This window comes from Polymorphospora rubra (assembly GCF_018324255.1).
Classification (GTDB): Bacteria; Actinomycetota; Actinomycetes; order Mycobacteriales; family Micromonosporaceae; genus Polymorphospora; species Polymorphospora rubra.
The window spans coordinates 1,871,535-1,885,908 of record NZ_AP023359.1 but is presented as its reverse complement, the minus strand read 5'-3'; the positions used below and the strand labels follow the sequence as shown (position 1 = coordinate 1,885,908).

General features: G+C 73.4%; 12 protein-coding genes and 1 pseudogene. 6 read left to right on the top strand and 7 right to left on the bottom strand.

The features are described 5' to 3' along the window. Positions 1–144: 144 nt before the first annotated feature. Positions 145–1,176 carry a questin oxidase family protein gene (locus tag Prubr_RS08575; protein WP_212823494.1) on the top strand — a complete coding sequence of 344 codons (1,032 nt, stop codon included), beginning with the start codon at positions 145–147 and terminating at the stop codon, positions 1,174–1,176. A gap of 28 nt (positions 1,177–1,204) precedes the next feature. On the opposite strand, the gene Prubr_RS08570 is transcribed toward Prubr_RS08575, so the two are convergent. Next, complete coding sequence (locus Prubr_RS08570; RefSeq protein WP_212823488.1) at positions 1,205–1,438, bottom strand: hypothetical protein; 234 nt, start codon at positions 1,436–1,438, stop codon at positions 1,205–1,207. A 70-nt stretch (positions 1,439–1,508) separates the two neighbouring features. On the opposite strand from Prubr_RS08570, the gene Prubr_RS08565 reads away from it, so the two are divergent. Further along, positions 1,509–1,994, top strand: a complete 486-nt coding sequence (locus Prubr_RS08565) for a MarR family winged helix-turn-helix transcriptional regulator (RefSeq protein ID WP_246568461.1) — start codon at positions 1,509–1,511, stop codon at positions 1,992–1,994. Here Prubr_RS08565 and Prubr_RS08560 read toward each other — a convergent pair. From Prubr_RS08560 to Prubr_RS08535, 5 genes and pseudogenes are all read right to left on the bottom strand, one after another. Continuing rightward, positions 1,991–3,811 carry an ABC transporter ATP-binding protein gene (locus tag Prubr_RS08560; protein ID WP_212823484.1) on the bottom strand — a complete coding sequence of 607 codons (1,821 nt, stop codon included), beginning with the start codon at positions 3,809–3,811 and terminating at the stop codon, positions 1,991–1,993. The genes Prubr_RS08565 and Prubr_RS08560 overlap by 4 nt on opposite strands. A gap of 33 nt (positions 3,812–3,844) precedes the next feature. Continuing rightward, positions 3,845–5,542 carry an ABC transporter ATP-binding protein gene (locus Prubr_RS08555; protein ID WP_212823482.1) on the bottom strand — a complete coding sequence of 566 codons (1,698 nt, stop codon included), beginning with the start codon at positions 5,540–5,542 and terminating at the stop codon, positions 3,845–3,847. Then, positions 5,539–6,399: an ABC transporter ATP-binding protein gene (locus Prubr_RS08550; RefSeq protein WP_425517994.1), complete on the bottom strand. Its 861-nt coding sequence runs from the start codon at positions 6,397–6,399 to the stop codon at positions 5,539–5,541. The genes Prubr_RS08555 and Prubr_RS08550 overlap by 4 nt, the downstream gene beginning before the upstream one ends. Before the next feature lie 2 nt (positions 6,400–6,401). Then, positions 6,402–7,288 (bottom strand): annotated as a pseudogene (locus Prubr_RS36755) (FecCD family ABC transporter permease). 183 nt (positions 7,289–7,471) lie between these two features. After that, entirely contained in the window at positions 7,472–8,437 is a 966-nt protein-coding gene (locus Prubr_RS08535; protein WP_212827750.1) for a FecCD family ABC transporter permease, read from the bottom strand. 260 nt (positions 8,438–8,697) lie between these two features. Between Prubr_RS08535 and Prubr_RS08530 the strand changes: the two genes are divergently transcribed. The 3 genes from Prubr_RS08530 (at position 8,698) to Prubr_RS08520 (ending at position 11,933) form a co-directional block, all read left to right on the top strand. Next, positions 8,698–9,723, top strand: a complete 1,026-nt coding sequence (locus Prubr_RS08530) for an iron-siderophore ABC transporter substrate-binding protein (RefSeq protein ID WP_212823470.1) — start codon at positions 8,698–8,700, stop codon at positions 9,721–9,723. Continuing rightward, positions 9,723–10,613, top strand: coding sequence for a siderophore-interacting protein (locus Prubr_RS08525; RefSeq protein WP_212823468.1), 891 nt, complete (start codon positions 9,723–9,725; stop codon positions 10,611–10,613). Before Prubr_RS08530 ends, Prubr_RS08525 begins: the two co-directional genes overlap by 1 nt. 150 nt (positions 10,614–10,763) lie before the next feature. Beyond that, the gene (locus tag Prubr_RS08520; RefSeq protein WP_212823466.1) at positions 10,764–11,933 is read left to right on the top strand and encodes an FAD-dependent monooxygenase; all 1,170 of its coding nucleotides are present in this window, start codon (positions 10,764–10,766) and stop codon (positions 11,931–11,933) included. Between the two features lie 11 nt (positions 11,934–11,944). Here Prubr_RS08520 and Prubr_RS08515 read toward each other — a convergent pair whose 3' ends face one another. Further along, positions 11,945–12,889 carry a methionyl-tRNA formyltransferase gene (locus tag Prubr_RS08515; RefSeq protein ID WP_212823464.1) on the bottom strand — a complete coding sequence of 315 codons (945 nt, stop codon included), beginning with the start codon at positions 12,887–12,889 and terminating at the stop codon, positions 11,945–11,947. A 141-nt stretch (positions 12,890–13,030) separates the two neighbouring features. Between Prubr_RS08515 and Prubr_RS08510 the strand changes: the two genes are divergently transcribed. Continuing rightward, on the top strand, positions 13,031–14,347 hold the full coding sequence (locus Prubr_RS08510) for a lysine N(6)-hydroxylase/L-ornithine N(5)-oxygenase family protein (protein WP_212823455.1): 1,317 nt from the start codon (positions 13,031–13,033) through the stop codon (positions 14,345–14,347). The last annotated feature ends 27 nt before the right edge of the window (positions 14,348–14,374 follow it).

Below are 14,374 nucleotides of genomic sequence, written 5' to 3'. Positions count from 1 at the left end.
GGACCCACGGTCGCGCGACCCCCACAGCGGGTAGTCGGACGGCACCCCCGCACGGTTCCCGGGCAGCGGTCTTCGTCGCATCGTCCGCCCTGCTCGGCGTGGGTGGTTGACTTGAAGTGAGCTTCAGGTGTGAGCGTCGTACGCATGACCACCGCGCTGCTCGACGAGGCGTACGACCGGCTCCGGCACACCGGACCGGAGCGCTCCGGCTGGCTGTCCAACCACGCCCCGATGGCGGTCGAGTGCCTGGCCCGGCACGGCCACGGCGACGATCTCCACCGGTGGCTGGACGGATACGCCGACCGGCTCGAGGAGCGACCGCGCGGCATCGCCCGGATCACCGCCGACGGGTGGCGTGACCCGCTCGGCGACCCGGTACGCACCGGCGACTGGCTCGACCACTTCGAGCGGGAACTGGCCGGCGAACCCTGGCGAACCGTGCTCGCCCGGTGGTGGCCACGCCTGCTGCCCGGAATCGCCGCCGGCGCCACGCACGGCGTCATCCGGGTCGGCCACGCCGTCCGCGCCCTGCTCGACGCGGAGACCCCGCCACGCGTCACCGAACTCGGCCACGGCCTCGCCTACTGGGCCGCCCGGTGGCAGCCGCTGGCGGCCCCCGGCGCCGGGCCGTACCCGGCGACCGATCCGAGGTCGGCGCTCGACGCCGTACCCCGGGTGCCGGACCAGCGGCACGGCATCCGGGCCCGGCTCGCCCAACTCGCCGACCTGCCCGGCTGGCCGGCCGTCGCCGGTGCGGTGCCGGGCGACCCGGCCGGGTCGGTGCCGGCGCGGCTCGCCGCCGTCGTCGACGCGGCCGTCGTCCGGTACGGCGGTCACGGGTATGCCGACCCGGTGATGCTCGTGCACGCGGCGACCGTGCCGAACGCGGTGCTGCGTACCCTCCCGGCCCTGCCCGCCACGCTCTGGGTGCCGAGTCTCGCCGCGGCCTGGGCCGCGACGGCCGCCGTCACCGCCGCGTACGCGCCGGCCCGCGCCCGCACCGCCCCGGTGGCACGGGCCGGAACCGGCGTACGCGACCTGGTCGACCGGGCGGCGGCGTCCGGCGACCCGCACGTGATCAAGTTCGTCGACACCGCGATCGACACGTACCACCGTGGCGGCGGGACCGCCACGCTCGCCGTGGCGGACCGGGCGATCGACGACATCACCGGCTGACCGCGCGGCGGGCGGTCAGCGGGGTCGGTCAGCGTACGTCGAGGGTCCAGTTGTCGCGGGCGGCCTGCTCGGCGGCGCGCTTCTTCTCGCGCTGCTCCCGGCTGTAGCGCTTGCGGGCTTCGAGGTCCTTCTTCCACAGTTCGTGGGCCTGGCTGGAGCAGCCCTGGAGGGCGTTGTCGACCGTCGGCGGCCCGAGGATCTTGAAGAGGAAGTCGAACATCCGGTCGCCCTTCTCCGGCTTCCGCGGCGGTGGCTCGGCCATGTCGCTCACTCTCCTCGCGTTGGTTGCGACCCCAATGGTTGGTGCACAAACTGTTGGTACGCTAGCAGCCGTGGCCGAGGCTGTCAGTGACCAGGACGACCTGCTCGCGCTGGAGCGGCAGGTGTGCTTCGCGCTGTCCGTCGCCGCCCGGGGCGTGGTGGCCGTCTATCGCCCACTGCTGGAGCCGATGGGGCTGACCCACCCGCAATACCTGGTCATGCTCGCCCTGTGGCAGTACGCGCCACTGTCCGTCAAGGACCTCAGCGGACTGCTCCAGTTGGATCCGGGCACCCTGTCGCCGCTGCTCAAACGCCTGGAGGCGATCGGCTACGTACGCCGCGAGCGCGACGCCCGCGACGAGCGCAGCCTGTCGGTGACGCTGACCGTCGCCGGCCGCGACCTGCGCGCGCAGGCGGAGGGCATCCCGCCGGCGGTGGTGGAGCGGCTCGGTCTGCCCCTGACCGAGCTGCAGAACCTGCACGAGGCCCTGACCCGCGTGATCGCCGCCGCCCAGCCCGGCCAGCCCCGCCGGCCAGCCCCGCTGATCAAGGACTAGTCGTGGGCGTTGTGCCGGTTCCCGGCCACGATTTCTCCTTGATCAACGGGAGCGTCCCTGAAGGGGAGAGTTCGGGAGCCGGACCAGGCCTCCCACAGGGCGGAGTAGCGGCCTTCGGGCAGCGCGGCCAGTTCGTCGTGGGTGCCGGTCTCGACGACCCGGCCGGCGTCGAGGACCACGATCCGGTCCGCCGTCGCGGCCTGGGTGAGGCGGTGTGCGACCACCAGCGCCGTACGGCCGGCCAGCGCCCGGTCGGCGGCCCGCTCCAGCACCCTCGCGCCCGCGCTGCCGGCGTCGGCGGTCGCCTCGTCGAGGATCACCACCTTCGGGTCGGCGAGCACCAGCCGGGCCAGCGCCAACTGCTGGGCCTGCGTCACGGAGAGCTGGTGGCCGCCGTCGCCGACCACGGTTTCCAGCCCGTCCGGCAGGGCCAGTGCCCACTCCAGCGCGCCGACCTCGGCGAGTGCCGCCCGTAGCCCGGCATCCGTCGCATCCATCCTGGACAGTCGCAGGTCGTCGGCGAGCGGGCCGGCGAACACGTGCACCTCCTGGGTGACCACGGCGATCGTGCGGCGGCGCTCCGCCGGGCCCAGCCTGGCCAGGTCGAGCCCGCCGAGCATGATCGTGCCGTGGTCCGGCCGGTGGATGCCGGCGACGAGCTGCGCCAGCGTCGTCTTGCCGGCACCGCTCGCCCCGACCAGCGCCACCCGCTGCCCGGGCGTGATCTCCAGCGTCACCCCTTTGACCACCGGATGACCGGTCCGGTACGCGTACCCGACGTCACTGATCTTCAGCGCCCCGTCGACCGGGGCCGGCCGGGCCGGACCCTCCTCGGCCGCCGGCAGCTCGGCCACCCCGACCAGCCGGGTCAGGCTGGCCGCCGCCAGCTGCGCGTCGTCGACCAGTCGCAGGGCGGCGTTGACCGGACCGAACAGGTTGTGGAAGTACAGCGCCGCGGCGGTCGCCGTACCGATCGACACGGCACCGGAGCGGACCAGCAGGAACCCCGCCACGAGTACGGCGGCCAGCCCGACGTACTCGGCCAGGTTGAGCCGCCCGTAGAACCGGGTGATCAGCCGGATCGCCCGCAGCGCCAGCTCCACCGCCGACCACGAGCGTCGGGTGACCCGGTCGACGTGCTGGTCACGCAGCCGCAGCGCCCGTACGGTCGCGGCCCCGCCCACGGTCTCCAACAGCTGCTGTTGCTGGGCACCGACCGCCAGGCGGTGCGCGGCGTAGAGCGGGCCGCTGTGCCGCAGGTACCAGCGGACGGTCAGCGCCTGGATCGGCGCGGCGAGCAGGGCGGCGACGAAGAAGCGGTAGTCCAGCACGGCGAGGCTGACCAGGGTCAGCCCGATGACCAGCACCGAACGGACCAGTTCGGGCAGAGCTGTCCGGACCGCCTCGGCGATCACCTCGACGTCGCCGGTGACCCGCGACGTCAGGTCGCCGGACCCGGCCTGCTCCACCCGGTTCAGCGGCAGTGCCAGGGCCCGTTCGACGAACCGTTCACGCAGCTCGGCGAGCATGCCCTCGCCGAGCCGGGCGATCATCCCGATGCCGATCGCGGTGCTGACCCCCTGCACCAGCGCCACGACGACGAGCAGGATCGCCGGCAGGGTGAGGGCGTCGACCGGGCGGCCCCGCGTGACCAGGTCGACGAGGTGGCCCAGGATCGGCGGGGTGAGCAGCCCCACGGCGGTCGCGGCGGTGAGCACGGCCAGCGAGCCGGCGGCCAGTGCCCGGCGGGGCCGCAGCAGCCGGCGTACCGCCGCGACGGCCTGCGCCCGGCTGGCGATGGGCAGTACGTTCGGCATCCTGCCTCCCGTCGGTGGTCGGAGCGGCGGCGGTCAGGCCAGGACCGTCGCGGCGTAGCGTTTGTCGGCGGCGACGAGGTCACCGTGCCGGCCCGAGACGGTGCCGCCCTCGGCGTCGAGGAGCACCACCCGGTCGGTGACGGCGAGCAGGGTGGGGCTGGTCGTCACGACGAGCGTCGTACGTCCGGTGCGCAGCCGCCGCAGGTGGGCGGCGACATGGCTCTCGGTCGCGGCGTCCACCGCCGTGGTCGGATCGTGCACGACCAGCACCGGCGGGTCGGCGACCAGGGCCCGGGCCAGTGCGACCCGCTGCCGCTGGCCGCCGGAGAGCGACCGGCCGCGTTCCCCGACGGCGGTGTCCAGCCCGGACGGCAGGCCGCGGGCCACCTCGTCGAGGAGGGTGGCGGCGAGCACGGCGTCGACCGGCCCGGCGGGGCCGCCGACCGCGGTGACGTTGTCGCGGACGCTGCCGTCGAAGAGCACCGCGTCGTGCGCCGCGGTGACGACCGTCGCCCGGAACCGGTCCGGGTCGAGTGCGGTCAACGGCACGCCGTCCAGCGCGATCGTCCCCTGTGGAGGGTCTGACTCCCGGGCCAGGCAGCGGACCAGCGTGCCGGCCGCCGCCGGATCGGCGGTCACCAGACCGAGCAGTTCGCCGGGCGCCACCCGCAGGTCGCCGATCCGCAGCGGCCCGTGCGCCACCCCGGTGAACCGCAGCTCGCCACGGACCGGGGCGGCCGGGTCGGCGTCGCCGGTCGGGACGGCGGGCGGCGCCGACAGCACCGCCGCGACCCGCGCCGCCGAGGCCCGGGCCAGCGCCAGTTGCCCGTTCACCCAGGCGACCACCGACAGCGGGTTGAACAGGAAGAGCGCCAGCCCGACGGCGGCGACCAGGTCGCCGATGCTGATCGCGCCCTGCGCGGCCAGCCGGGCACCGACCAGCGCGACCGCCGCGATGAAGACGCCGGTGATGGCGAGCAGGGCGCCGTCGTGCCAGCCCTGGGCGTTTGCAGCCCGCAACGTCGCGGCCAGCGACCGCCGGTTGATGACCCGGTAGCGGGCCAGCGCCGCCGGCTCCGCACCGATGCCCTTGAGCACCCGCAGACCGGCCACGAGGTCGGCGGCGACACCGGAGGCCAGGGCCGCGTTCTCCTGCTCGACGGCACCGCGCTTCTGCAGCGGCCGGCCGAGCAGATGCGCGGCGACCAGCACCGGCGGGGCACCGAGCAGGATCAGCAGGCCGAGCGGCACCGACATGCTCAGCAACGCCACGATCGTGGTGACCAGCGCGGCCAGCGCGGCGATTCCGGCGGTGACGGCCATGTTGACCGCGCCGACCCGGCCGGCGTCGCTGGTGGCGACGCTGACCAACGCACCGGGCAACTGGGTCTCGGCACCGCCGTACGGCGCCAGGATCCGGCCGGTCAGCTCGCGGCGGATCTCGTGGGCGGCCTGCTCGGCGGCGCGTTCCCCGGCCCGGGCGGCGAACCGGTAGCTCGTCGACAGGCCGAGGAAGACCGCGCCGAGCACGCCGAGCCAGCCGAACAGCGCCCCGCCCGAACCGGTGGCGACCGCCTCGTCGACGACGACCCCGATCAGGACCGGCACCAGCGCCTCACCGGCCTGGTGACCGGTGGCGAGCAGGCCGGCGGGGACGACGTACCTGGTCTGCCCGGTGACGGCCCGGCGCAACACCGCCCGCCCGGTGGCCGGCCCGGCCGTGACGGTCACCGGACCGCCAGGTTCGGCGTACGGGCCCCGTGGTGCCGCCCCACCGGGATGATCATCGGGGCGTCGCTGACCGGGCAGACACCGACCCGGCAGTCCAGGTCGAACACCTCCTCGACCAGGTCGGCGGTGACCACCTCGGCCGGCCTGCCCTGCGCGACGATCCGGCCCGCCTTCATCGCGATCAGGTGGTCGGCGTAGCGGGCGGCCTGGTTGATGTCGTGCAGCACCATCACGACGGTCCGGCCGTCCCGGCGGTTCAGGTCGACCACGAGATCGAGTACGTCGATCTGGTGCGCCAGGTCGAGATAGGTGGTCGGCTCGTCGAGCAGCAGCACCGGCGTGCCCTGCGCGATGGCCATGGCGATCCAGGCCCGCTGCCGCTGGCCGCCGGAGAGGGCGTCGATCGGCCGGTTGGCGTGTTCGCGCATGCCGGTGGCGGCGAGCGCCCCGGTGACCGCCTGCTCGTCCTGCGCCGACCACTGCCGCCACCAGGTCTGGTACGGCGACCGGCCGCGGGTCACCAGGTCGATCACGGTGAGTCCGGCGGGCGCCACCGGTGACTGCGGCAGGATGCCGATCCGGCGGGCCACCTGCCGGGTCGGCATGCTGTGGATCGACCGGCCGTCGAGGTGCACCGCCCCGCCACGCGGGGTGAGCAGCCGGGCCAGCGACTGCAGCAGGGTCGACTTGCCGCACGCGTTCCCGCCGATGATCACCGTGATCCGGCCGGCCGGGACGGCGAGGTCGAGCCCGTCGACGACGATCCGGTCGTCGTAGCCCAGGCGCAGGCCGGTGGCGTGCAGCTCCGGCGGGTACGCCGGGCCGGGTTCGGGCGTACCCGACGGGTCACCTTTCAAGGTCAACCTCCTGAGCCGGTGCGGTTGGCGCGGACGAGGAGCCAGAGCAGGACCGGGGCGCCGAGTACGCCGGTCACCACCCCGATCGGCAGGCGGGCGTCGGCCAGCACGATCCGGCTGATCAGGTCACCGACCAGCACGATCAGCGCACCGGTGACGGCGGAGACCAGCAGCGGCGGGGTGGCCCGGCCGGCCAGCCGCTGGGCGATCTGCGGGGCGATCAGCGCGACGAACAGGATCGGGCCGGCGGCGGAGGTGCCGAAGGCGGCCAGCCCGACGGCGGTCACCAGCAGGGCGATCCGGGCGTAGCCGACCGGGGTGCCCAGGGCGGTCGCGACCGGGTCGCCCAGGTGCAGGGTGCCCAGCCAGCGGCCGAGCAGCAGGACGGCGGGCACCAGCACCGCCATCGCCAGGGCGAGCGGGCGTACGTGGTGCCAGCCGCGCTCGTTGAGGCTGCCGACCAGCCAGCCCACCGCCGCCCGCGCCTCGTACGGCATCGCCCGCGCCACCAGGTAGTCGGTGGCGCTGGTGCACATCCAGGCGACGCCGACACCGACCAGCACGAGCCGGTATCCGGTGGTGCCCCGCCCCAGGCGAGCAGATAGACGACGAGCGCGGCGACCAGCGCGCCGACCACGCCGAGCGTCTGGGTGCCGAGGCCGGCACCGAAGCCGAGCACGATGCCGGCGACGACGGCGGTCTGCGCCCCGGCGATCACCCCGATCATGTCGGGGCTGGCCAGCGGGTTGCCGGTCATCGCCTGGAACACCGCGCCGGACAGCCCGAACGCCGCGCCGACCAGCAGCCCGGTCAGTGCCCGGGGCAGTCGCAGTTCCCGCACCACGAGCAGCGTGCCCGGGTCGCCGTGGCCGAACAGGGCGGGGACCACCTCGGTGAGCGGGATCTGGATCCGGCCGTCCGCGACGCTGACGCAGAACGCGGCGAAGGTGACGGCGGTGAGCAGGGCGCCGACCGCGAGCGGGCGCAGCGGAAGCACGCCGGAGACGGCCGGCCGGGCGAACCGGAACGTGGTCCGGCCGGCGGCGGTCGAGGTTTCCAGGAAGGCCACCGGCTACAGCTCCGCGAGTCGGCGCCGGCGGACCAGCGCGATGAAGAACGGGCCGCCGATGAAGGCGACGATGACCCCGACCTGGATCTCCCCGGGCCGGGCCACGATCCGGCCGGCGACGTCGGCGGCGAGCAGCAGGGCAGGGGAGTAGACGATGGTGTACGGCAGTAGCCAGCGGTAGTCGGGGCCGGTGACCATGCGTACCAGGTGCGGTACGACGAGCCCGACGAAGACGATCGGTCCGGTGACGGCGACGGCACCGGCGGCCAGCAGGGTGACGGCGAGCGCGCCCTGCAACCGGATCCAGCCGATCCGCTGACCGAGTGCCCTGGCGACCTGGTCGCCGAGGGCGAGGCTGTTCAGGGCCGGCGCGGTCCCGAGGGCGAGGACGACGCCGGCGGCCAGGAACGGCAGGACGCGCAGCACCACGCCGGCGTCCTGGCCGGCGATCGAACCCGCGGTCCAGAACCGGAACCGGTCCAGGGCCAGCGGGCTGGACAGCACGATGGCGCTGGTCAGCGAGCCGATCAGCAGGGTCACGCCGACGCCGGCCAGGGCGAGCTTGACCGGGGTGGCGCCGCCGCGGCCGAGGCCGCCGAGCAGATACACCACGGTGCTGGCGAGCAGCGCGCCGAGCAGCGCGAACCAGACGTAGCCGTAGACGCCGGTGACGTTCAGCAGCGCGATCGCGACGACGATGCCGAACGCGGCTCCGGCGCTGACCCCGAGCAGGCCCGGGTCGGCGAGCGGGTTGCGGGTCAGGCCCTGCATCACCGCGCCGGCCAGGCCGATCGAGGCGCCGGCGAGCAACCCCAGTGCGGTACGCGGGATGCGTACGCCGCGCACGATGGCGAGCACGTCGGCGGGCACCCGTCCCGGGTCCACAAAGGAGTCGACGACCTGTCCGATGGGGATCTGCCGGGTCCCGAAGGCGATCGAGAGCAGGCACACCACGGCCAGCAGGGCCAGCCCGCCGGCCAGCCCGAGCAGGCGGGTGCCGGTGGTCCGCCGTACCGGGGGCGGGTGCAGGGTCGCGGTCACGCGGTCCTCTCTGGCGGGCGGGACGGTGCGGCGTGCTTCTTGCGGACGCGGATTGCGGGTGAGAGCATCTTACGGCTTGAGGTTAGGTTAGCCGACCCTTAGCGTTGTCGGTGTCGATTCGGCTGAGTCGAACGCCTGTCGGACAGTGCTGCCCACTATCGATTCCTCATGATCCGGAAAGCGGACCGATGAAAAGCTCATTCCAGATCGGCAACGGCCGGCGGCTGGCCCGGTCGGTGGTCGCCGTCGCGCTGGTCGGCGCGCTGGCCGCCTGCGGCGGGGACACCGCCGAAACCGACGACCCGGCGGCCCCGGCCGGCGACGGGGCCTGGCCGGTGGTGATCGACCACAAGTACGGCTCCACCTCGATCCCCGCCGCGCCGACCCGGGTGGTGACCCTCGGGCTCAGCGACCAGGACACCGTGCTGGCGCTGGGCATCAAGCCCGTCGGCGCGGTCGACTGGTTCGGTGAGCGCCCGTTCGGCAACTGGGCCTGGGTGAAGGACAGGTGGGGCGACACCCCGCCGGAGATCGTCGGCGAGCGCGACGAGTACGACATCGAGAAGATCATCGAGCTGGCTCCCGACCTGATCATCGCCCAGTACTCGGGGATGAAGAAGGAGCAGTACGACACCCTGTCCAAGGTCGCCCCGGTCGTCGCCCAGTCGGCGAACCACGAGGACTACTCGACCCCGTGGGACGAGATGACCCGGACCATCGGGCAGGCGCTCGGCAAGACCGCGCAGGTCGAGCAGCTGCTCGGCGACATCGACAAGCGGCTCGCCGACATCCGCCAGCAGCACCCGGAGTTCGCCCAGCAGACCATCGTGGTCGCCGACCCGAGCGAGCCGGGCGTCTACGCCGCCTTCGCCAAGTCCGACCCGAAGGCGCAACTGCTCGCCGAGATGGGTTTCAAGCTCTCCGACCAGGTCGAGCAGGCCGCCGGCCAGGACACCGCCGCGGTGGTCAGCTCCGAGCGGCTCGACATCCTCGACGTCGACCGGCTGCTGCTGCTCGCCAGTGACGAGTCGGTCGAGCCGCGGGTGCGCGCCGACCCGGTCTTCGCCACGCTGAAGGTGGTGACCGGGGGCAAGGCCGTCTTCGCGCCGTACATGGAGCCGCCGATCGGCGCGGCGCTGTCCTTCGTGACGGTGCTCAGCGTGCCGTACGCGATCGACCAGCTGCTGCCGTTGCTGACCAAGACAGGGGCGTAGTGGCGTACCGGCCCTTCCTGACCAGGGTCACCCGGGTGCGTCGGCTCAGCCCGACGTTCACCCGGGTCACCGTGGCCGGCGAATCCCTCGCGGAGTTCGCCGGCCACGGCTTCGACCAGCGGATCAACCTGCTGTTCCTGGCCGACGAGGACGAACACCTCGGCTACGTCGACGAGCCGGACTGGTTCGGGCGGTGGCGGGACACCCCGACCCGGCGCCGGGCGCCGCTGCGGACGTACACAGTGCGGGCCTTCCGGCCGGCGGACCGCGAGCTGGACATCGACTTCGTCGTGCACGGCGACACCGGCCCCGCCACCCGGTTCGCCACCACCGCCCGGACCGGTGATCCGCTGACCGTCATCGGGCCGGTGGTCGGGCACCCGGCGACCGACGTCGCCTGGGCGCCGCCGCCGCTGGCCACCCGCCTGCTGCTCGCCGCCGACGCCGCCGCGCTGCCGGCCGCGGCGTCGATCGCCGAGTCGATCCCGGCCGGCACCACCACGACCGTGGTGCTGGAGGTGCCGGAGCCGGCCGACGTCGTCGAGCTGGACGTGGCCCGCGACGTCGACCTGGTGTGGCTGGTGGGCAGTCGGGGCGAGCGGCTGGAGCAGGTGGTCCGCGAGCTGGCCCCCGGTCTGTCGTTGCCGGCGGCGGCACCCGACGGCGCGCCCGCGCGGGCGGCCGGCGGCCCGCCGGACGACGCGGACGACGACCCGTGGCAGGTGCCGGGGCCCGACGACGACCGCCGGGTTGGCGGCTACGCCTGGCTGGCCGGTGAGGCCGGCACGGTCGTCGCCCTGCGCCGGTTCCTGGTCGGCGACTGCGGGGTGGACCGGCGCGCGGTGGCGTTCATGGGCTACTGGCGCAGGGGCCGGGCCCAGCCGAACTGACCTCGACGCGGCGATCGCCGTACCGATGCCCGACCACATCGCCCGCCGGTGACCGATCCCGGCGGGCGACGTCGCGTTGACCACCTCGGGGACCCCTGTTAGATTTCGATCGTTCGGACGAACGAACTAATAGATCCCGGGACGTGACCCATGAAGATCCTCATCGTCGGTGGCGGCATCGCCGGATCGGCGCTCGCCCTCGCGCTGCACCGGGCCGGACTGACCGGCGAGGTCGCCGAGGCCCGCCCGGACACCGGGGACACCGGCGGCGCCTTCCTCACGCTGGCGCCCAACGGCGTCAACGCGCTACGGGCCCTCGGCCTCGGCGACGTGCCGGCGGCGGCCGGCGGCTTCGAACTGTCCGGCCTGGACTTCCGCAACGCCAGGGGCCGGCGGATCGGGGAACTGCCCGGTGAACACGACCAGCAGCGGTACGGGGCGCGTGGCGTGGTGCTGCGCCGTTCCAGGCTGCGGGCCGCACTCGTGGACCGGGCCCGGGCGGCCGGCGTCGCCTACACCTTCGACGCGCGCCTCGAACGGCTCGACGAACACACCGGCGGCGTACGGGCGGTCTTCGCCGACGGCCGGGTCGTCGACGCCGACATCGTGATCGGCGCCGACGGGGTGTGGTCGACCGTACGGCGCCTCACCTGGCCGGACGCGCCGACCCCGGCATACACGGGGATCGTCGACTGCGGCGGCTGGACGGCGATGTCGCTGCCGGACACCGCCCGGCAGCAGATGGTCTTCGGCCGCCGGGCGTTCTTCGGCTACGCCGCCCACGACGGCCTCGTCTACTGGTTCACCAACGTGCCGCACCGGCGCGAACCCCGGCGCGGTGAACTGGACCGGCTCGACCAGGCCCGGTGGATGGCCGACATCCGGGCGCTGCACGACGGCGACCCGGCGCCGGTGCCGGCGATCCTGGCCGCCGCGGAGAGCTCACTCGGCGCCTGGCCGGTCTACGACCTGCGCTCGCTCGACGCGTGGCACACCTCGCGGGTCTGCCTGGTCGGCGACGCGGCGCACGCCGCCAGCCCGTCGAGCGGGCAGGGGGCGAGCCTGGCCGTCGAGGACGCCGCCGTCCTGGCCGGGTGCCTGCGCGACCGGGCCGAACCGGTCGTGGCGTTCGACGACTTCGTGACGCGGCGCCGGGACCGGGCCGAGGCGATCGTCCGGATGGGTCGCCGGATCGGCGACCGGAAGATCACCTCGGCCGCCGGCAACCTGTTCCGGGACCTGATGCTGCCGACCTTCCTGAAGATGGGCGCCAAGGCCGGCCAGGAGCAGTACGCGTACCGCGTCGACGCGCAGCGGTAGGCAGGGCCGGGTCAGGGCCGGTCGGTCAGATAGCCGCCCATCGTGCGGAAGTACTCGGTGGCCGGCAGCTCGGTGCCGTCGTCGGTGCGGACCCGCTTGACGACCAGGCCGTGGCTGCGGCCGCGGCGGGCCTCCGCGCCGGCGACGATGACGATGCCGTCGCCCTCCCGGATGAAGATCCGGCCCGGCGTACCGCCGTAGCGACCCTCGGAGACCCCCGCCGACAGGATCCGGATCCGCTCGCCCCGGTGATAGGTGAAGGCGTTCGGGTACGGGTCGGACAGGGCCCGTACCAGCCGCTCCAGGTCCTCGGCCGGCCAGGTCCAGTCGATCCGGCTGTCCTCGACGGACCGCTTGTGGAAGAAGCTGGCCTTGGCGCGGTCCTGCCTGGCCCAGTCGGTGCGGCCGGACGCGATGAGCGCCAGGCCGTCCAGGGTGATCGGCCCGAAGAGGGCCAGCGTGCGGTGGAACAGGTCGGTCGTGGTGTCGGTCGGCCCGACCGGTACGGCCCGCTGGAGCACGATGTCACCGGCGTCGAGTTCGTCGTCCATGATGTGGGCGGTGACGCCGACCTCCGGCTCGCCGTTGATCAGTGCCCAGATCAGGGGCGAGAAGCCGGCGTACGCCGGCAGCAGCGAGTCGTGCACGTTGAGCGTGCCGTACCGGGGCTGGTTGAAGATGGCCGGCGGGATCCAGGTGCGCCAGTTGGTCGCCACGATGATGTCGGCGTCGGCCCGCTTGACGTCGTCGGCCAGGTCGTCGTCGGGGCGCTGACGCAGCAGCACCGGTACGCCGTTGTCGCGGGCCAGGTCGGCCACCGAGTCGTCCCACATCTGCTCGTACGCGTGATCACTCTTCGGGTGGGTCACCACCAGCGCGACCTCGTGGTCGGAGTCCAGGAGCGCTTGCAGGGTCCGGTGCCCCCAGGTCTGGTAACCGAACATGATCACTCGCATTTTGGCGCCTCCGGGCATTGACGACGGTGTGTAGGTCAGGCAAGGCTTACCTGTCTGAGCGGTGCGTGTCGGTGTCGTGACGCATTGACCGGCATTCTAGCAAAGGGTAGCCTACCCTAACTGTCAATCTAGGGGTGGTTTATGCCGCGCTCATCGTCCGAGGTCCCCGTGCACGACGTCGTAGGGGTCGGGTTCGGACCGTCCAATCTGGCCCTCGCCATCGCGTTGACCGAGCAGGCCGGGCCGGACCGACCCGTCACCGCCGCCTTCCTGGAACGCCAGGAGAGCTTCGGGTGGCACCGCGGAATGCTCCTGGACGACGCCACGATGCAGGTCTCGTTCCTCAAGGACCTGGTCACCCTGCGCGACCCCACCAGCCGGTTCAGCTTCCTGTGCTACCTCAAGGAGAAGGGCCGCCTCGTCGACTTCATCAACCACAAGACCCTCAACCCGCTGCGGGTCGAATACCACGACTACCTCGAATGGGCCGCCGCCCAGGTTGGCGACCTGGTCCGCTACGGCCACGAGGTGATCGGCGTCCGCCCCGCCGACACCGGTGCCGGCGGCGAGATCGACCTCGTCGACGTACTGGTCGACACAGGCGCCGGCACCACCGTCTACCGCGCCCGCAACCTCGTCTTCGCCACCGGCCTGCGCCCCCGCCTGCCCGGCGGCGTCGTCGCAGGCGAACGGATCTGGCACAGCGGCGACCTGCTGCACAACCTCGACCGGCTCGCCGGCGACACCCCGACCCGCTTCGTCGTGGTCGGCGCCGGCCAGAGCGCCGCCGAGATCACCGCCCGCCTGCACGAACAGTTCACCGACGCCGAGGTCTGCGCGGTCTTCTCCCGCTACGGATACACCCCCGCCGACGACAGCTCCTTCGCCAACCGGATCTTCGACCCGGCCGCCGTGGACGACTTCTACGACGCGCCCGCCGAGGTCAAGGCCCAACTCATGGGCTACCACGGCAACACCAACTACGCCGTGGTCGACGGCGACCTCATCGCCGAGCTCTACCGCCGCAGCTACCAGGAACGGGTGCTCGGCCGGACCCGGCTGCACATGCTCAACGTCACCCGGCTGGCCGCCGCCACCGCGCACGGCACCGGCGTACGGCTGGTGCTCGAGACGCTGACCACCGGCGAGCGCCACACCCTCGACGCCGACATCCTGATCTGCGCCACCGGATACGACCCGGTCGACCCGACGACGCTCCTCGGCGAACTGGGCGACCGGTGCGAACGCGACAGCCAGGGCCGGCTGCGGGTGCACCGCGACTACCGGGTGGCGACCGGCGACAGCCTGCGCTGCGGGATCTATCTCCAGGGCGGCACCGAGCACAGCCACGGAATCAGCTCGTCGCTGCTGTCCAACGGTGCGGTCCGCTCCGCCGAGATCCTCGCGTCGATCGCCGCCCGCCGCGACATCGCGCACCCCGCCGCCGCCCGCGTCTGACCGCCGCCCGCGTTCCCGTCCCCCGGG